This is a genomic window from Xenorhabdus sp. SGI240 (assembly GCF_040081915.1).
GTDB classification, from domain to species: domain Bacteria; phylum Pseudomonadota; class Gammaproteobacteria; order Enterobacterales; family Enterobacteriaceae; genus Xenorhabdus; species Xenorhabdus bakwenae.
Map to the genome: position 1 here is coordinate 23,068 of NZ_JBEBMB010000004.1, position 17,160 is coordinate 40,227.

The window sequence follows — 17,160 nt, forward strand, 5'->3', positions numbered from 1 at the left end:
CTGATTGGCTTCGTTTATTGCCAAATCATCTATTGCCAGATCATTGCCAGCAAAAAAGCAATTTCCCCTACCTCAATGGAAGCGCCCAGCGTATCGCCCGTTTGTCCCCCAAGACGATAATTGAAATAGAGGGCAAGCCCATAAACCACAAGCAATGACACCATCATTGCCGACAAGGTTTGCCAATTCCCCAGTGCCATCACCAATACAACACCAACCAACACGGTCAGCGTAGTCACAGAAAAGCTAATTTGGCCAATATAACTGCTTCCCATTCCCTCGCCTTCACGAGCATCACGTTGCGCATACATTAAAAGCACCACGGCTGTTCGTCCGGCAATCGATGCACAAGTCAACAAGACAAGCAAATACAAGGGGGGATGATAAGATAATTCAACAACAGCGAATGTTTTGAGGGCAAGACAGAAAATTAACCCGACTCCGCCATACGTTCCAAGCCGGCTATCGCGCATAATTTCCAGCATTTCTTTACGCTGGCGGGAGGAAAAAAGCCCATCACACGTATCCGCCAATCCATCTAAATGTAACCCGCCCGTCAATAAAACCAACACCAGCACATAACCCACCGCACCGATATACATTCCTCCACCCGACTGGCTGATCGAAAGTGATACCAATCCAGCCAGACCACCAACAATGAACCCAATCAACGGAAAATAAGGCACACCACGCCAATATTGGCGAAAATCGACGCCGGCCGCCCACTTTTGCGGGATCGGAAGCCGTGTCATAAACTGTAGTGTGGCCCAAAAAAGGTGTCGTTTCATTTAATCTTCACTCCAATGCCCGAAACCATCAGCCAGACTTCTTTAGCCGCTTGTGCCAGCTTTTGGTTAGCACGTCCAGCAATATCGACAAAATGGCGTGCCAATCGGTTTTCAGGTGTGATACCCATCCCCAACTCGTTGGTCACCAAATATACTGGCATCGGACACATCAGGCTGGCATCAATCAGGTCATCGATCTGGTGATGGATAACCCCCTCCAATGAGGCGAAATCAAGTTCATCGGGTGAGACACCACCCGATAAGTCAAACAACACGCTGGCAATTAATGTGGTCACACATTCTAGTATAACGCCCTCTTGGGGTTGGCGGTGCTGGCGGATAACAGAGCCTAAATCTTGATGGCCTTCCCAGGTTCGCCAATGTGTCGGTCGTCCCTGTTTATGCCGCTCAATACGCGCGGCCATCTCTTCATCGGTGACCTGTGCCGTCGCGATATATAACACCTGCTCGCACTGTTTAGCGAGCAGGCGTTCAGCGTGGCTACTCTTGCCACTGCGGGCACCGCCTGTCACTAAAATCATGGCATCACTCCGCCAGATGAGTGTTCATGCATTAACTGATAAATCCGCGCGATATCCAGATGCTCACGCATACTGGCGGCCAACTTGTTGAATTGTTTTTCTTTATGCTGGCGGTAATTAAAGGCCACATTTTCCAGTGGAACATCGCCTTTTCTGATACGCAATTGATTTAATAGTGGGCGGGTAAACGTGTTTTGATCGAACAAACCATGCAGGTAACTTCCCATGACCAAACCATCTTGAGCCACTGCACCATCAAACCCGTTTTTTTCCTCACTATTTCTTTCTTCGCCGTTGCGCCAATATATTTGGGCAAAAGGCGTTGCCTGCTGACCAAGCCGAGTGGTTCCCAGATGGATTTCATAACCCGCAATCGGTTGTTCGCTGCATAATTTCAGCATACCTGACAACGCAGGCATGACTACGCCCCTAACCTGTGCGGTCTGTTTTTCACTGGCAAAGTGGGTTTCCGTATCCAATAAACCTAATCCTGTCATTTGCGTTAAGCCGGATTCCACCCCATCCACAATCTGCTTACCTAACATTTGATAACCACCACAGATCCCGATAATCGGTACATTTTTCTGATGAGCCGTGATAATTGCCGGTTCAAACCCCTGAGTTTTCAACCATACCAAATCTGCCAATGTATTTTTGCTGCCGGGAAGAATAATCAGGTCGGCTTTCTGGAGTTCAGAAGGTTTGGAGACATAATGCAAAAACACATCCGGTTGAGCTGCCAGCGCATTGAAATCGGTGAAATTGGCGATATGGGGGTATTGAATGACAGCAATATCCAGACAGTTTCCTGTTTTTTGTTGCGGCCGATCATATTTACCCACCTGCAAAGCGACGCTGTCTTCATCTTCCAGATCAAGATCCAGCCACGGTAATACCCCCAATATCGGGACTTGTGTCAAAGCTTCGATCTGATCGATCCCTGATTGCAACAAAGCGATATCACCGCGAAATTTATTGATGATCACGCCCTTAATACGGGCTTTTTCCGCCGGTTTAAGCAAGGCTAATGTGCCGTAGATGGATGCAAATACCCCGCCACGATCAATATCTGCCACCAAAATGACCGGCGCATCCACTAATTCAGCCATCCCCATATTAACAATATCGCGATCACGCAAATTGATCTCTGCCGGGCTACCCGCCCCTTCTAACACCATGATATCCGTTTCTGCTGCTAACCCGTTGTATGCCCTCAAAATCTGCTGGAGCAATTGGGGTTTATGTTCGTGATATTCCACCGCATTCATGCTGCACATCACTTTCCCCATAAAAACCACCTGAGCCTTGCGATCGCTGGTGGGTTTCAACAATACAGGATTCATCCGTACATCCGGCGCAATCCCCGCGGCTTCCGCCTGAAATATCTGTGCTCGTCCCATCTCTTTGCCATCTGCGGTAATCCCAGAATTAAGCGCCATATTTTGTGATTTAAAGGGCGTACAGCGATAGCCATCCTGGGCAAATAGCCGACAAAATCCCGCCACCAGCACACTTTTGCCAGCATCAGACGCCGTTCCCTGAACCATCAGCGATAATGTCATTCTATTTCCTCTCTTATTTCATTGTGTCCTGTTTTTCCGCCACAGCAGTGCCAATCACCACCATCGGCATACCATTATCACTCACCTTGATAATGGCCAGTTTTTATTAACCAGAATCGTTGAAAAATAGGACAATCCCTGCATTCTCTCTTTTTCGCTGGGGGGCAGTGCGGCAAGATTGCGCCAACCTTGTTCAGTCGGCAAAGTTGCATCAGCCATCATCAACGCATGTTCTAACAGATTGTGACGTTGCAGCAGGTCACGGATCAGGGGAAAACGCGAATAAACTTTCATCAGGACAATGCAGTCGTGATTGAGTAATGCTTGCTCCAGAAGCGCTTCAGAAGCGGTACAAGCAATAACAGCCAATGTTTGCTCTTCCATCGCCAGTGGCATCGCACTGGCTGCGGCAATGGCAGAAAATGAGGTGATCCCCGGCACAATTTCCAGCCATGAGGGAGAGTTCATCTGTTGCGATACCAACCGCTGCAAAAGAAATACCCATGTACTAAACAGCATCGGATCGCCCAAAGTGATAAACCCCACTTTCCTGCCATTCGCCACGTCCTCTTTCAAGGCTTGCGCCACTTCATCCCACACCGCTTGTTTTGCTGCTATGTCGGCTTTCATTAAAAAGTGATAAGTGCAAACTTGAGTGTTCGGCGAAAGGTATTCTTCAATGATGGCGTGAGCGAGACTTCTGGCGCCTTTTTTTCCCGTCGGGGTATAGATCACATCAAGTTCAGAAAGAATACGCGCAGCCCGTACAGTCACCAGATCACTGGCTCCCGGGCCAACGCCCATAACATACAGTTTTCCTGCTGTTGCTGTTTCGTTCATAACGCTTTCTCCTGATCATTTAGCGCGTAAGCAAGGTGATCAACAAACATCTGCCGAATCATCGGGTTTTCCCCCAATCCCTGTAACCAGGGGATCGCAACAATCCCCGCATTCTCCAACTGTGACTTCCAGGAGTCTTCTTCATTTGAAGCCATATCATTAGTGGCATGATCGCCGGCCACCAGCATCAATGGCATCAGATAAGCCTTGCGGATCTTTTGCTCTTTTAATCCCTTAATGATCAGAGGAAGTTCAGGATAGCTTTCGACCGCGCCTACCCGTGCCGGAAAATGGGAATGGCTCATCAGGTGATCCAGACAGGCGTAGGCAGAAAAAGCAGAGTGGGTTGTACCGTGTCCCATAAAAACGACACATTCATTCTCTGCCAACCGCGGAAGCTGGTGGCGCAGTGCCCGCATCAGTTGCAGGTAGTCATCAAAGTGGCTAAGCAGAGGCGTACCCAGCACCAACCGCTTAAAACGAGGACGAAATTTCTCAACCTCACGCCGCACTTTTTCATATTCATCGCCATTAATGATATGCAGGCATTGAACAGCAACATCGTGATAACCTGCGTGATGCAGTCTGGTCAGCGCATCGTGGGGAGTATCAATGTGAATGCCATCGCGTTGACGCAATTTGCGAATGATCATGCCAGAGGTAAAGGCCCGACAGAGTTCCCGGTCTGGAAACACCGAGGCTAATTGCTGCTCACAGGCTTCAATATTGTTTTTCAGCGTTTCGGGATAACTGGTTCCGAAACTTATCACCAATAATGCTTTTTTCATTTCGCTTTTCCTTATTGGTTTATTTACGTACCCAAATTCGCCAATAACCGTGCCATCTCGTCCAATCCGTTGACCTGCGTGATCCCCTCTCCGGCAAATTGCTGCCCCGGGCGACAGAGCACAATGCAGGGCAACCCGAGGGAAAGGCAGGGTTCCACTTTTTCCCTGAACCCGCCTTGCTCACCAGACTCTTTGGTTATGACGACCTCCGCCTGACAAAATTGGTAAAATGCCCGATTGAAATCGGCACTGAAGGGACCTTTCAGGGCAAAGATCTGATCGACCGACAAACCACAAGATTCACACAGCGCCAAAACGTCTGCAGTTGGCAATACACGAGCCAGCACCGTTTTTCCTGGCAGGTGCGCCACGTAGTCGGCCAATTGTTTACTGCCGGTGGTCAGCAAAATACGGTTTGCCAAACCGGTTGCTATTTCACACGCCTGCTTAATGGTTGCCACTTTATAGATAAGGGGATGTTCAACAGCATCAATATCGCTGGGACGGATATAACGAATGAGAGGAACACCCAACTTTTGGCAAGCGCCGACAATGTTTTGACTCAGCCGTTCAGCATAAGGATGGGACGCATCAATCACCCTTTTTGTCCCTCGCTTTTGCAAATATTCGGCCATCTCTTCGGACTCCATCCTGCCGGTAACAATTTCACCGCGGATCCCCATCGCCTGCTGTGCTCCCGCCGGCGTCGCCACTGACAAGCTATAATTTATGCTGGCAATATCCATCATCACACAAATCTGGCGGGCATCGCTCGTACCGCCAAAAATGTGAATCAATGGTTGTTTCATAGCTTGTATCCTCTCGGCGTGATCATCAGCCCATCACGTATATACGTTGACTGGTTGCCCACGATCACCAGACTGCGCATATCAACACGGGAAAAATCCATTGAGCCAAAAGTCGTCAGCCATTTATCCTCATGTTTGCGCCCGGCCGCTTTCACCACGCCAACGGGCGTTTCTGGCGATTTCCACGGTGCCATCAGGGAAAATGCCCGGGCCAGATGCTCTTCCCGTCCGCGACTGCGGGGATTATAGAAACAGACCACAAAATCGGCTTCTGCCGCAGCCTGAACCCGCTTTTCAATAACCTCCCACGGGGTGAGCAGATCGCTTAGGCTGATATGACAAAAGTCATGCATCAATGGCGCACCAAGCAAGGCGGCGCAAGCCGTACTCGCCGTCACGCCCGCTACCAGCCGGACTTCTACCTTACGCTTTTGCTGACTGACCAACGCCAGAATCAAGCCAGCCATGCCATAAATACCCGCATCCCCGCTACACACTACCGCTACATTTTTACCCTGTTCGGCCAGCTCAATGGCTGTCTGGCAGCGCTCAATCTCTTTGCACATGCCGGTTTTGATAATTTCTTTATCGCCTACCAGTGGTTTCACCAGATGGGTGTAGGTTTTGTAACCCACCACGATGTCAGCCGCTTTCAATGCCGCAATCGCCTCCTGCGTCATCATGGCTTCACTGCCGGGACCGATTCCAATGACTGTTAACATGGATGCAATACTCCTAATGTGATGGTGACGCCCTGCTCACGCAGGGTATGACCAACCAGATGCCCCTGACTCATTAGCCAGGCCACGGGTTGGGAGACACAGCCTATACCCACCGTTTTTCGCACAAATTCAGAAACCGGAAATGCCTGTTCACACTGGGCAAGCTGATTAACAGAGAAGATTTGGTAGGGAATTTTCCGCTCTTGGGCCAATTGGATTAACGCCGGTTCGTTTTTTTTCAGTTCAACACTGCCGACGGCTTTTAGCGCCAAAGATTCAAGGTGATGTTCCGCCAGATGGCGATCTAATAATTCTACGAGCCGTTCCGCTTCCACTCCCCGCCGACAACCGATGCCTGCAACGATACGGCGCGGGATTAATTTAAAAGTCGGGATTGCCAGTGCCAGATTTGTCCGTTCATAGCTGATGTATACCAGGGCATCCAATTCCGGCCGATCTTCCAGAGAGTCAACGGGAATGAACCCACGCGTGTCATAGCGATCTTTTTCATCACTCAAGTCGGGATGCCACCAAATACCGACCCGCTTGCCATTGACCAGCATTTGATTAACGGTTTTGACATTGGCACGGAAATTTTCCATTTTTCCATCAATTTCTTGCGATAACAGATCCAATGCGGCGACTTGGTTAACATCGGTTGCAGTGGTGATCACCGCCTGACCATCAAGAATATCTGCGATCTGTTGTGCCAGCTTATTCGCGCCTCCCATATGCCCCGACAATAAACTGATCGCAAACTGCCCTTTTTCATCCAGTACGACAACCGCCGGATCGGTCATTTTGTCCTTGAGCAACGGAGCGATAACCCGAATGGCGATCCCCGTCGCGCCAATCATGATCAACGCCTCATATTGGGTGAATGCCCTGCGTACCGTATTGGCAAAACCGCCTTCAAATGCCATAAATTCACTCGCCACCCATTCAGGAGAAGTGAAACAATCCATCGCTAAATGGATCCGCAAACGACGAGCCAACGCCATACCCCCTTCTGTCAGGCAAAACAAGGCATATTCTTTGTTAGATGGCATTTTTCCAGGTAACCCAGCTTTAGAGGCTGTTACGTCAGGTGATATTAAGTCAGGCGCTACGGTATTCATGGCTGAACCTCGCATCGTACAGTTTCGAGTAGTGATACTCTTCGCCAAGAAAAGCGCCTACCAGGATCAAGGCCGTTTTACGAATGCCGGCGCTGTGTACCTGTTCAGCAATTGTCGCCAATGTCCCCCGCACTATCTGGCAATCCGGCCAGGTTGCCTTATAAACCACCGCAGCAGGGGTTTCCTGTCCATAACCGCCCTGAACCAACCGAGCCACAACCTCCGTCATGTTCTGTACCGAAAGGAAGATCGCCATTGAAGTTTGGTGAGCGGCAAAGGCCTCCAGCGTTTCCCGGGGCGGCATCGGCGTTCTGCCTTCCATGCGGGTGATAATCAAACTTTGCGCGACTTCGGGCACGGTGTACTCCACGCCCAACTGCGCAGCCGCCCCAAGAAACGAACTCACCCCGGGCACAGAGACAAAACCAATAGCATGATTTGCCAGTTCTTCGGCCTGCTCACGTATGGAGCCAAACAGCGATAAATCTCCCGTTTGCAGGCGAACCACCAATTTGCCCGCTTGCACGCCATTCACCATCAATTCCGTGATTTCCGCTAACGTCAATCTCGCGCTGTCATGGCATTCGGCATCTGCACGGCAATAATCCAGTAACGCCCGATTAACCAGCGAACCGGCATAAATCACCACGTGCGCCTGACGTAATAATTGATAGCCTTTCAGGGTAATCAGGCTCTTATCCCCTGGTCCCGCCCCCACAAACCAGACTTTTTCAGTATCAAAACTGAGGTTATCTGTCGGTTCAGCGTTAATAGATTCAGGCATCATTCCGCTCCTCTTGACCGGGTTCTTTCTGGCAGGACAACAAATAAGTGGGATTGTTGGGTTTGAAATAATGTCCCTGCCCGAGTGCCGTCAGTTCTCCCACCTGAATTTCACGCCCATCAAGCGCGGTCACCCGACAGGATTTCAGGTGCGATAATGCTTGCGTGAAGTTTTCCAGCAGGATAAAAGTCATGACTAAACGTCCACCTGAGTTCAGGTGCAGCAACGCCCAATCAATGATTTCTGTCAGATGTCCCCCCGTTCCGCCAATGAAAATAGCCTCTGCGGTGCTGTCCAATGGCACAGGGGCAATACCAGACTGGATACGAACCCTCTGGCAGCCAAAATGCCGAACATTTTCAGCAAGCAGTGACAAGGCATCTTCCTTGCGTTCAATGGCGAGAATATCCAATGCCGGATAGCGCAATGCCGCTTCAATACTGACGCTGCCCGTACCCGCACCAACATCGATAAAACGGCAGGCGTTTTCCAGTTCCAGTCGTTCCAATGCCAGCGCCCTAACCGCTTCTTTGGTCATGGGGATGCGATGACCACGCAAAAACAGTTCATCTTTCATTCAGGTTCACCCTTTAAAATCACCACAACATTCAAGCCATAATCAATGTTGCCGCGTTGCACGACCTGTTCCGCGTACAAACAAATTATTTGCTCATGTTCATGGGATAAATTTTTGCCGATCACCATGCGACGTTGCTGCCCGCGCACCAGAATTTCTTGCGCAATCTGGTAAGGGCCAATGGCGTCATCCGTTACCATAGCGATTTTTTCGTGTTGCAATAGCCAGTCAAAATCCGGTTTGCGCCCGTGGCTGCTGGTGAGATAAATGTCGTTCATATCCAGCAAAATCCGGGCGCATAAATATTGGATTGAACTGATGCCAGAGATAATGCGGGTATTTTGTCCAGAAAAATGCTCAATGATTCGTTTGCCGATGCCATAAAAGAGGGGATCACCCGAAGCCAGCACAATAATTTGCCGATGCTGATTCTGTGCAAGCCACTGCATCAATCCATCCACATCAGCATCCAAACGGCGGGTTTCCCCGTTGAAATGGGAAAATTCGGCGAGATGGCGCTTTCCGCCGACCAACACTTCCGCCTGTCTGATCGCTTCCAACGCAGCCAATGTTTGGTTTGCAGCGGCGCCGGGACCAATACCAATAACGGTGATCATCGGCAATCCTCCATAAAATCCTTCACTATCGCGTCCACAGGCCGGTTGCAGCCCAAAACCTGGTTATCAAAAGAGAAGAGAATGGCATCACACTGCGGCTTACCACGGGCGAAACGTAGCATTTGGTCGATACGCCCGCAGATTTTCCGGGCAATTTGTTGGTACACGGCCTGCCAGCCCTGTTCTGCAATCAACTCAATGGCTGCTTCAGTGGTATCACATTGATCCACGGCCTGAATCAGTTCGAAAGGTGCCCCTATTAAGGCCAGATTGGCAATCAGCGTTTCCATGCGACCATCAGCAATATGGCTGTGGGTATGAAAGATACCGGCCGCGATTTTCACCAACTTGCCGACATGCCCTACCAGAACGATATGACGGAACTCCAGACGCACGGCTTCCTGCAACATATAACCGACAAAGTTACTCATTGTGACGACATAATTCGCATCAATACCCAACTGCTGACTGACAAAACGTTCACCGTGATTTCCCGGCACAAAAATAATGCGATCCAGCCCATCGGCACGTTTGGCTTCTAATTCCAATGCCAGAGAACGTTTCCAGCTCTCTTCCGACATCGGTGTCACAATGCCTGTCGTGCCAATAACCGAAATACCTCCCTTAATCCCCAATCTGTCGTTATAGGTTTTCTTCGCCCGTTCCTCGCCTTCAGGGGCAAAGAGGATGATATCTGCCCCACGCTGCGGACCGATGACCTCCCGTACCGCTTCTTCAATGGTATGCCGTGGGGTTTTATTAATGGCTGCCCAGCCAATCGGCAAACCTACCCCCACCCGCGTTACCCTGCCAATGCCTTCATCGCCATCCAGTGTGATCACACCGCTGTCATTCAGGCAGACACGGGCAAAAATCAACATACCGTGGGTTGCATCCACATCATCGCCACCATCTTTACGGATAGCGGCAACCGCCTGCTGTCCCTCAATCAAGGGCTGTTCAACATTCAAGACCAAGGTGACACCCGAAGGCGTGACAATCGAAACCTGATGAATAATCTGCTGACGCAAGATCATCAATGCAGCAACCCTGGCAGCGGCTGTGGCACAAGACCCCGTGGTGTAGCCCTTGCGATACTGCTTGCCCCGATGCCAAACCGTTCCGAGGCTATTGGCTTGTGTATCACTGATTTCATTCATGCCTGACCTCCGGCATCCGGTACAGAATGGCGTTGATAATGGCGGCGGCAATATTGCTGCCTCCCTTGCGCCCTTTTGCTGCAATACAACTTAATCCGCGATTGATCAGGGCATTTTTTGATTCCTCTGCGCCAACAAACCCAACAGGCACACCAACGACTGCAATGGGTGCAAATGGGTGTTCCATCAAACGAAACAGCGCAGTCGGGGCGTTGCCAAAGACAAAAATCTTCTCCCCTGCTTCTTGCAGGGCCAGATCGACGGCGGCCATTGAACGTGTGATTTGCTGGGCTTTTGCCATTTGAACGGCGCGGGGATCGCTGACATAACAACGGCATTCGCTGCCATACTGAGCCAGGCGCGTTTTATTGATGCCAGATAGCACCATTGTTGTATCGGTATATAACGTACAGCCACGCAAGATACCGTCACGAATGTGGCGCAAAACATGCGGGGAAAAATAGAGAATATCAAGCCAGTCAAAATCAGCGGTGGTATGGATCACCCGTTTGATCACGGCTTCTTGATCCGCGTCCACAAAACGATAATCAGGCCGCGATTCAAAAATAAGCTGACTGATAATGTCAAAGCTATTTCTTTCGATCTGTTGGGGTTGTCGGATGTAATCGCTCATGCTGTTCCCTCCTTATATCATCACACTGACCAGGCTATGCAGCAGCGCAAACAGCAACAGCGCCATCACTGATGCCACCACCATCATCTGAACAGACTGTGGGATATCATCAGGCGTGACTTCACGCCTGGCATCACCCATCCACGGTTTTTCGACAAGCTGATTAAAGTAGACATTCGGTCCGCCAAGACGGATACCCAATGCCCCTGCTACAGTGGCTTCCGGCCAGCCACTGTTGGGGCTACTGTGTTGGTAGCGATCACGCCAGCCAATGTGTAACGCCTGCCGAAAATCCAATCCCTGCCATTTCGCGGCCATTGCCAGCAGAATCCAGCCCAAACGGGCAGGCAGCCAATTCGCCACATCATCCATACGTGCCGAAAACATCCCCAATGCCCGATAGTGAGGCGTTTTATAGCCCACCATGGAATCAAGGGTATTGATTGCTTTATAAACCAGGGCAAGTGGAGCACCGCCAAGCATTAAGAAGAACAATGGAGCAATCACGCCATCCACGCTGTTTTCTGCCACGGTTTCAATCGCGGCACGGCTGATTTGGGGGGGGTGCAATTGGCCGGTGTCCCGACCGACAATTTTGCCAAGCTGTTGACGGCTGGCAGCTAAATCTCCCTGACGCAATGCCTGATAAACAACATTTGCCGCCTCGCCTAAGCCACGTCCTGCCAACACGGTATAAATCAGCCAAATTTCAACCAAACATCCCAGCCAGAACGTCACACCATAAACCAATTGTAAAACCCAATAGCTCGCCAGCCAGACACTCCCCACGACCACCAGCCATAACAGTACGCCGCCCCATTTCAAGTCGGTTTCAGTTTGGCTAATCCGGCGAATAAGCTGCTCAGTTTGGTTAGTCAGCTGCCCCATCCAGCGCACAGGGTGCGGCCAATGAGGAGGATCACCCAATTTCCTGTCCAGAATAAAAGCTGTAACCCACAATAAGACGGTCATAACAGCCTCCGTGCCATCATCAGCCAACGATGGAGCAAATGGGGGCGTTGGGCAAAATGAATATGCAGATAGCTCGCCAGGGTATTGCCATTCTGGTAGCCTCCCTGCCAGCTTTTCTGCACGGTTTTTAATGTTTCTTTTGGATCACACCATTTAACACACTGAAAAACGGGGGGGTTGGTCGTGATAAAATCCGAGTAATGGAATTCATGCCCGCGCAACGTTTCCCCTTTTGCCACGAAAGGCGTATCACACATTGCCGTAGCTTCGCAGTAACCAAAGCGTTGCAGGTGATCTCCCATCTGACTTTCACCGGCAATCAACCCTACCATGTCATGGCGTACACCATCGGCATCAATCAGGGTATCGCCGAGATACATCAAGCCACCGCATTCCGCATAAATGGGGATCCCTTTGTGCTGCGCCTGACGTAATGCCAAATGCATGGCGTGGTTGGAAGAGAGGGATTGGGCATAAATCTCAGGGTATCCACCCCCCAAATAGATCATCTGGCATTCAGGTAACCGATGATCATGCAGGGGACTGAACCGTTTGATAGTCACACCGGCTTTTTCCAGCAACAACAGGTTATCAGGGTAATAGAAGTGGAATGCCTCATCTGCTGCCAGAGCCAGTGTTAAACCTTGCCCCATCGCGGGATCAATGAGGGAATCGATATTGCCTTTTGGCAAGGAAGATAGCTGGGTTAATGCCAGCAACTTATCTAAATCCACCAAGGCTTCGATTTGTTGAGCAAGACGAGTCCAGCACTCTTCGCGTTGGCTGACTTGTTCTTGCGCAGGGATCAACCCAAGATGGCGGGAAGGAAGGGTAATCTCTGGCATCACCGGCAACCGCCCCAAAACAGGAATACCACAATAACCTTCAATGGCCTGTTTTAATAACTGAAAATGGCTATCCCGATTGACGCGATTGAGCAGCACTCCCACAATATTGACCGTTGGATCAAATTGCTGAAACCCCATCACGGTAGCCGCAATCGAGGTGGAAACCGCCTTACCGTCCACCAATAAAACTACCGGACAGCCAAGTTGCTTTGCCATTGCCGCACTACTGCAATAGTTGGGATCTGTACCATAGCCATCATATAACCCCATTACCCCTTCAATGACGCCAATCTCTTTATCAGCCATAGCGTGGTTAAATAAACCATTCAGGATCGGTTCGGGGAGCATAAAGGCATCAAGATTACGTGAAGCGACGCCCGTCACAGCACGATGCCAGCCACCATCCAGATAATCAGGCCCGATTTTAAACGGCTGTACCCGTAATGAACGGTTCATCAAGGCGCGCAGGATGCCTAACGTAACGGTGGTCTTACCACATCCGCTACCTGTACCGGCAATGACAAAAGTATGTTTCTGTTGCATGTGCTTACCCCAAAACATTTAAATTCTGTATTGGTGTTAAAATTGGCATTCGTTTTAAATCTGCAACGCAGATTCCCATTCATTGATATTTATCAAATAAACGTCTTTTAGTTCATTTTCGACAAAACAATTAATATTCAATGAATAATATGGATATCCACAAATCTTTTATTTTGCAACAAATAAGCAACTTAACAAAAAGCATTATCACAATATTAATTGTGCATGAAAAATAAAACAGAGAAACGAATCCACTCCAAAATACACACTTTTAAATTTTAATAAAAACACCCTTTATTACTTTTGTGATCTTGTTCATGATTATTGATTTTTAAATACTATTTTTATTTAAAGCGAAACAAAAACTAATACACAACCACTAAGCCATCAATTAAAAACAAAACTTAACTCATTGAATTTACAATAAAAATATTAATACAATAAAGAAGCATTCATATGGATATATATTTTCAATAAACAAGGAAATTCAATATTAAAATAATTTATATTTAAGGATAAAAATATTGATATAAATCAACTTTACTTATCCTGCATTAAAGTAATAATGATAAAAATATGAAATAAATATAACATCACGCATAAGAATAAGAAAAATAATACATAAAGTGATAAATAAAAAACAGAACCTCACTACCCTGATGAAAATATAGCTCTCCCTTTGATAATTTATATTTTAATTCCATAGAGGTAACCCAATGAATAAAGGCAATGTATGGTTAGTGGGAGCCGGCCCTGGTGATGCAGGTTTAATCACGGTCAAAGGATTGCGCTGTATTCAATCTGCGGATGTCATTGTTCATGACCGTCTTGTCAATTCTGAACTTATAGCCCAAGTATCAGATCACTGTGAAATTATTAATGTTGGCAAAGAACATGATTACCATCCCATCCCACAAGAAGAGATTAATCAAATTCTGGTCAGGCATGCACAGGCGGGAAAACGGGTTGTTCGCTTAAAAGGCGGCGATCCCTATGTTTTCGGCCGTGGAGGGGAAGAAGCGGAAGTGCTGGCACAACATGGCATTAAATTTGAAATCATTCCGGGGATCAGTGCCTCAATTGGTGGACTGGCCTATGCCGGCATTCCCGTTACCCACCGCAATTATGCATCGAGTTTCCACGTTGTGACCGGGCACACTTCTCAAGGTAACGAACAACAGAATTGGGAGATACTTGCCCAATTGGAAGGAACATTGGTTATTCTCATGGGGATGACCCGCCTGATGGAGATCTGCCAACAGTTGATGCTATATGGCAAATCCCCCACAACCCCTGCGGCGGTGATCATGTACGCCAGCCATCCCAAACAAAAGAGTGTTATAGGCACACTGGAAACGCTGGCTGCAAAAGCGGAAGAGAAGAACTTACATGCACCCGCACTGATTGTGGTTGGTGATGTCGTCAATTTAGGGACCATACTCACCTTCTCTCCCACTGACGGAGCAATCCATGAGTGAACATGGCGGCAATATCATCGGCATTGCCCAACAATATGGCCTTCCAGCCAATGAGCTGATTGATTTCAGTGCCAATATCAATCCGTTAGGTGCGCCAGAACGGGTTAAGGCGTTGATCAAAAATAGTCTTGCTGACATCGAAAAGTACCCAGATGTGGAATATCGCCACTTGCATCAGGCGATCGCAGAGACCCATCAATGCGATTACAACTCAGTAATAGCCGGCAATGGTGCAACAGAACTGATCTATGCCATCACCCGTTATCTCAATCCCAAACGGGCCTTGCTGCTTATCCCGGGATTTGCTGAATATCGACAAGCCTTGCAGCAAATTGGCACAGAAATTATCGACTACCCATTAACAGAGGACGCCGGATTTCAACCTGATTTACGCCTGTTGGATACACTTTCCACAATTCAACCCGATTGTGTTTTTATCGCTACGCCCAATAATCCCACCGGATTAATGCCGGACAACCCGTTTATGCAATCACTGGTGGAATATTGTGAACAACAAGGAATTTCGCTGATTGTCGATGAATCCTTTATTGATTTTCTCCCTGAGAATCGCGGGTTGATTCCGCAAGTTACGGTCACCAGACATCTTTATGTATTGCGTTCAATGACCAAATTCTTTGCCATTCCCGGATTACGCTTAGGCTATTTAGTCAGCGGAAATATGGCCGGGATTGCAGAGATGAAAAATCGACGTGAACCGTGGTCAATTAATGCCTTTGCGGCACGGGTTGGTGAGATTTTATTTGATGAACATGACTATATTGCTGCAACACATCAATGGCTGACATCGCAGCAACATTATCTAGGGTCTCAGCTTTCAACTTTCCCTGAACTGACTGTCTGGCCGCCATCCGCTAATTTTCTGTTCTTTCGCTGTGATAAACCCAATCTGGATTTATGGCATGCTTTACTTAAACGCCGGTTGTTAATTCGCCATTGTGAAAATTATGCCGGATTAGACAAGCGTTACTATCGTATAGCCGTGCGCAGTGAGTGGGAAAATCAGCGCCTAATCGCAGCGATGCAACAGGTTTTTGCCTATGGCTGAAGCCGCTTGTCCCGCTTCCTGCGGAGAACTGCTACAAGGATGGTTGTTTGGGGGGGAAAAGTTAATCTCCTGCCCGATTAATTGGTTCAGTTGTGTTGCTGTCAGTGAAGGTATTCCCATCCCCCAGGAACGGCCACGTATGCGCCAGATGGTCAATGTACTGCTGGATTACTGGCAGGAGCCACCAGAATTAACTGCTGGCTTGCGGATTGAATATCAATCGACCATTCCGATCGCCAAAGGCATGGCCAGTAGCACAGCGGATATTGCCGCTACCGCCCAGGCCACTGCCAGATTATTGGGCAAGTCACTGGAAAGCACCGAGCTTGCACAACTCTGTGTCAAACTGGAACCCACTGACAGCACGATCTTCAAACCATTAACCTTGTTTGACCATCTCACCGCCCAAACTCAAATTCCCTTCGACTGGCAACCGGATATCGATATTTTACTATTGGAAAGCCCACAAACTATTTTGACAGAAGAATATCACCAACAGGATCATCACGCACAATGGCGGGATAATGCCCCTTTATTCCAACAAGCCTGGTGGCAATTTCATACAGCGAACCAACGGCATGACTATTATCGCCTGGGGGAAGCTTGCACATTAAGCGCTATTGCCAGCCAATCGATATTACCGAAACCCTGTTTTGATCAACTGCGGGATTTGGTCGAGCAAACGGGTATCTATGGTCTGAACGTTGCCCATAGCGGCAGTGTCGTTGGCCTGTTATTCGATTCACATCGCCATGACGTCAATTACCTGCGCTGGTGGCTGCGTCAAAAGAAGATTTCTGAGCACTATCCGAAAATTCACCAGGTTAAACTGATTGCGGGGGGTATTCGCTGAAATCTATACCAATCCAACTTCAAGATGCGTGTTATATTTCCCCTCGCTACGGGGGAATATAATGCTTCGCGTCGTCTTGCGGATGGCAACTTAAAGTTTATCGAGTATACCTTGAATTACATTAATACTTATTTATAGCAGTAAACTGATATTATCAATAAGATCACTAGTTATATCTTACATCAACAACCTTATCAGCCTTATTTAAAATAGGCATACTATTACTTATCCACTCCCATTAATAAATATTAATCATACCCACATACTAATAACATTATTTTAATGAGTAGTATAATTTTTAAATCAAACTTACATTTTTTATATTTTATCCTGCCATACCAATATGTTTAGAATAGCCGCAGTCATCATATATATGACTCATGCCAAATAACAACAAATTTCAACCACAAGGAGAAAATCCCCACAATTATATTGTGGATCATAGAAAAAACCAAAAAT

18 protein-coding genes are annotated in these 17,160 nt (G+C 48.2%); 3 read left to right on the forward strand and 15 right to left on the reverse strand.

The window, feature by feature from the left end; all coding sequences use genetic code 11:
* Positions 1-29: 29 nt before the first annotated feature.
* The 15 genes from cobS to ABLA76_RS01375 form a co-directional block, all read right to left on the reverse strand.
* Positions 30-788 carry an adenosylcobinamide-GDP ribazoletransferase gene (cobS, locus tag ABLA76_RS01305; protein WP_348986569.1) on the reverse strand — a complete coding sequence of 253 codons (759 nt, stop codon included), beginning with the start codon at positions 786-788 and terminating at the stop codon, positions 30-32.
* Positions 785-1,330, reverse strand: coding sequence for a bifunctional adenosylcobinamide kinase/adenosylcobinamide-phosphate guanylyltransferase (cobU, locus tag ABLA76_RS01310; protein WP_348986570.1), 546 nt, complete (start codon positions 1,328-1,330; stop codon positions 785-787). The genes cobS and cobU overlap by 4 nt, the downstream gene beginning before the upstream one ends.
* The gene (locus tag ABLA76_RS01315; RefSeq protein ID WP_348986571.1) at positions 1,327-2,892 is read right to left on the reverse strand and encodes a cobyric acid synthase; all 1,566 of its coding nucleotides are present in this window, start codon (positions 2,890-2,892) and stop codon (positions 1,327-1,329) included. The genes cobU and ABLA76_RS01315 overlap by 4 nt, the downstream gene beginning before the upstream one ends.
* Positions 2,893-2,973: 81 nt before the next feature.
* A complete protein-coding gene (locus ABLA76_RS01320; RefSeq protein ID WP_348986572.1) occupies positions 2,974-3,732 on the reverse strand; it encodes a cobalt-factor II C(20)-methyltransferase in 759 nt (252 codons plus the stop codon).
* Entirely contained in the window at positions 3,729-4,520 is a 792-nt protein-coding gene (locus tag ABLA76_RS01325; protein WP_348986573.1) for a sirohydrochlorin cobaltochelatase, read from the reverse strand. Before ABLA76_RS01325 ends, ABLA76_RS01320 begins: the two co-directional genes overlap by 4 nt.
* A gap of 23 nt (positions 4,521-4,543) precedes the next feature.
* Complete coding sequence (locus ABLA76_RS01330) at positions 4,544-5,329, reverse strand: cobalt-precorrin-6A reductase (protein WP_348986574.1); 786 nt, start codon at positions 5,327-5,329, stop codon at positions 4,544-4,546.
* Entirely contained in the window at positions 5,326-6,051 is a 726-nt protein-coding gene (locus tag ABLA76_RS01335) for a precorrin-3B C(17)-methyltransferase (protein ID WP_348986575.1), read from the reverse strand. Before ABLA76_RS01335 ends, ABLA76_RS01330 begins: the two co-directional genes overlap by 4 nt.
* Complete coding sequence (gene cbiG, locus ABLA76_RS01340; RefSeq protein WP_348986658.1) at positions 6,045-7,100, reverse strand: cobalt-precorrin 5A hydrolase; 1,056 nt, start codon at positions 7,098-7,100, stop codon at positions 6,045-6,047. The genes ABLA76_RS01335 and cbiG overlap by 7 nt, the downstream gene beginning before the upstream one ends.
* 49 nt (positions 7,101-7,149) lie before the next feature.
* Complete coding sequence (locus ABLA76_RS01345; protein WP_348986659.1) at positions 7,150-7,953, reverse strand: cobalt-precorrin-4 methyltransferase; 804 nt, start codon at positions 7,951-7,953, stop codon at positions 7,150-7,152.
* A complete protein-coding gene (locus tag ABLA76_RS01350) occupies positions 7,946-8,530 on the reverse strand; it encodes a decarboxylating cobalt-precorrin-6B (C(15))-methyltransferase (protein WP_348986576.1) in 585 nt (194 codons plus the stop codon). The genes ABLA76_RS01345 and ABLA76_RS01350 overlap by 8 nt, the downstream gene beginning before the upstream one ends.
* Entirely contained in the window at positions 8,527-9,147 is a 621-nt protein-coding gene (locus tag ABLA76_RS01355; RefSeq protein WP_348986577.1) for a cobalt-precorrin-7 (C(5))-methyltransferase, read from the reverse strand. The genes ABLA76_RS01350 and ABLA76_RS01355 overlap by 4 nt, the downstream gene beginning before the upstream one ends.
* Positions 9,144-10,307, reverse strand: coding sequence for a cobalt-precorrin-5B (C(1))-methyltransferase CbiD (cbiD, locus tag ABLA76_RS01360; protein ID WP_348986578.1), 1,164 nt, complete (start codon positions 10,305-10,307; stop codon positions 9,144-9,146). Before cbiD ends, ABLA76_RS01355 begins: the two co-directional genes overlap by 4 nt.
* Positions 10,300-10,941 carry a cobalt-precorrin-8 methylmutase gene (locus tag ABLA76_RS01365; RefSeq protein ID WP_348986579.1) on the reverse strand — a complete coding sequence of 214 codons (642 nt, stop codon included), beginning with the start codon at positions 10,939-10,941 and terminating at the stop codon, positions 10,300-10,302. Before ABLA76_RS01365 ends, cbiD begins: the two co-directional genes overlap by 8 nt.
* Positions 10,942-10,953: 12 nt before the next feature.
* Positions 10,954-11,913 (reverse strand): adenosylcobinamide-phosphate synthase CbiB, encoded by a 960-nt coding sequence (gene cbiB, locus ABLA76_RS01370; RefSeq protein WP_348986580.1) that lies wholly within the window; start codon positions 11,911-11,913, stop codon positions 10,954-10,956.
* Entirely contained in the window at positions 11,910-13,304 is a 1,395-nt protein-coding gene (locus ABLA76_RS01375) for a cobyrinate a,c-diamide synthase (protein ID WP_348986581.1), read from the reverse strand. Before ABLA76_RS01375 ends, cbiB begins: the two co-directional genes overlap by 4 nt.
* Positions 13,305-14,020: 716 nt before the next feature.
* On the opposite strand from ABLA76_RS01375, the gene cobA reads away from it, so the two are divergent.
* The 3 genes from cobA to ABLA76_RS01390 are packed head-to-tail and all read left to right on the forward strand — an operon-like array spanning position 14,021 to position 16,701.
* On the forward strand, positions 14,021-14,782 hold the full coding sequence (gene cobA, locus ABLA76_RS01380) for a uroporphyrinogen-III C-methyltransferase (RefSeq protein WP_348986582.1): 762 nt from the start codon (positions 14,021-14,023) through the stop codon (positions 14,780-14,782).
* Positions 14,775-15,848 carry a threonine-phosphate decarboxylase CobD gene (gene cobD / locus ABLA76_RS01385; RefSeq protein WP_348986583.1) on the forward strand — a complete coding sequence of 358 codons (1,074 nt, stop codon included), beginning with the start codon at positions 14,775-14,777 and terminating at the stop codon, positions 15,846-15,848. The genes cobA and cobD overlap by 8 nt, the downstream gene beginning before the upstream one ends.
* The gene (locus tag ABLA76_RS01390) at positions 15,841-16,701 is read left to right on the forward strand and encodes a GHMP kinase (protein WP_348986584.1); all 861 of its coding nucleotides are present in this window, start codon (positions 15,841-15,843) and stop codon (positions 16,699-16,701) included. The genes cobD and ABLA76_RS01390 overlap by 8 nt, the downstream gene beginning before the upstream one ends.
* Positions 16,702-17,160: the final 459 nt, after the last annotated feature.

Coding starts and splice junctions, on each gene's coding strand:
- cobS (WP_348986569.1), bottom strand. CDS start 788: ATGAAACGACACCTTTTTTGGGCCACACTACAGTTTATGACACGGCTT.
- cobU (WP_348986570.1), bottom strand. CDS start 1,330: ATGATTTTAGTGACAGGCGGTGCCCGCAGTGGCAAGAGTAGCCACGCT.
- ABLA76_RS01315 (WP_348986571.1), bottom strand. CDS start 2,892: ATGACATTATCGCTGATGGTTCAGGGAACGGCGTCTGATGCTGGCAAA.
- ABLA76_RS01320 (WP_348986572.1), bottom strand. CDS start 3,732: ATGAACGAAACAGCAACAGCAGGAAAACTGTATGTTATGGGCGTTGGC.
- ABLA76_RS01325 (WP_348986573.1), bottom strand. CDS start 4,520: ATGAAAAAAGCATTATTGGTGATAAGTTTCGGAACCAGTTATCCCGAA.
- ABLA76_RS01330 (WP_348986574.1), bottom strand. CDS start 5,329: ATGAAACAACCATTGATTCACATTTTTGGCGGTACGAGCGATGCCCGC.
- ABLA76_RS01335 (WP_348986575.1), bottom strand. CDS start 6,051: ATGTTAACAGTCATTGGAATCGGTCCCGGCAGTGAAGCCATGATGACG.
- cbiG (WP_348986658.1), bottom strand. CDS start 7,100: ATGCCATCTAACAAAGAATATGCCTTGTTTTGCCTGACAGAAGGGGGT.
- ABLA76_RS01345 (WP_348986659.1), bottom strand. CDS start 7,953: ATGCCTGAATCTATTAACGCTGAACCGACAGATAACCTCAGTTTTGAT.
- ABLA76_RS01350 (WP_348986576.1), bottom strand. CDS start 8,530: ATGAAAGATGAACTGTTTTTGCGTGGTCATCGCATCCCCATGACCAAA.
- ABLA76_RS01355 (WP_348986577.1), bottom strand. CDS start 9,147: ATGATCACCGTTATTGGTATTGGTCCCGGCGCCGCTGCAAACCAAACA.
- cbiD (WP_348986578.1), bottom strand. CDS start 10,307: ATGAATGAAATCAGTGATACACAAGCCAATAGCCTCGGAACGGTTTGG.
- ABLA76_RS01365 (WP_348986579.1), bottom strand. CDS start 10,941: ATGAGCGATTACATCCGACAACCCCAACAGATCGAAAGAAATAGCTTT.
- cbiB (WP_348986580.1), bottom strand. CDS start 11,913: ATGACCGTCTTATTGTGGGTTACAGCTTTTATTCTGGACAGGAAATTG.
- ABLA76_RS01375 (WP_348986581.1), bottom strand. CDS start 13,304: ATGCAACAGAAACATACTTTTGTCATTGCCGGTACAGGTAGCGGATGT.
- cobA (WP_348986582.1), top strand. CDS start 14,021: ATGAATAAAGGCAATGTATGGTTAGTGGGAGCCGGCCCTGGTGATGCA.
- cobD (WP_348986583.1), top strand. CDS start 14,775: ATGAGTGAACATGGCGGCAATATCATCGGCATTGCCCAACAATATGGC.
- ABLA76_RS01390 (WP_348986584.1), top strand. CDS start 15,841: ATGGCTGAAGCCGCTTGTCCCGCTTCCTGCGGAGAACTGCTACAAGGA.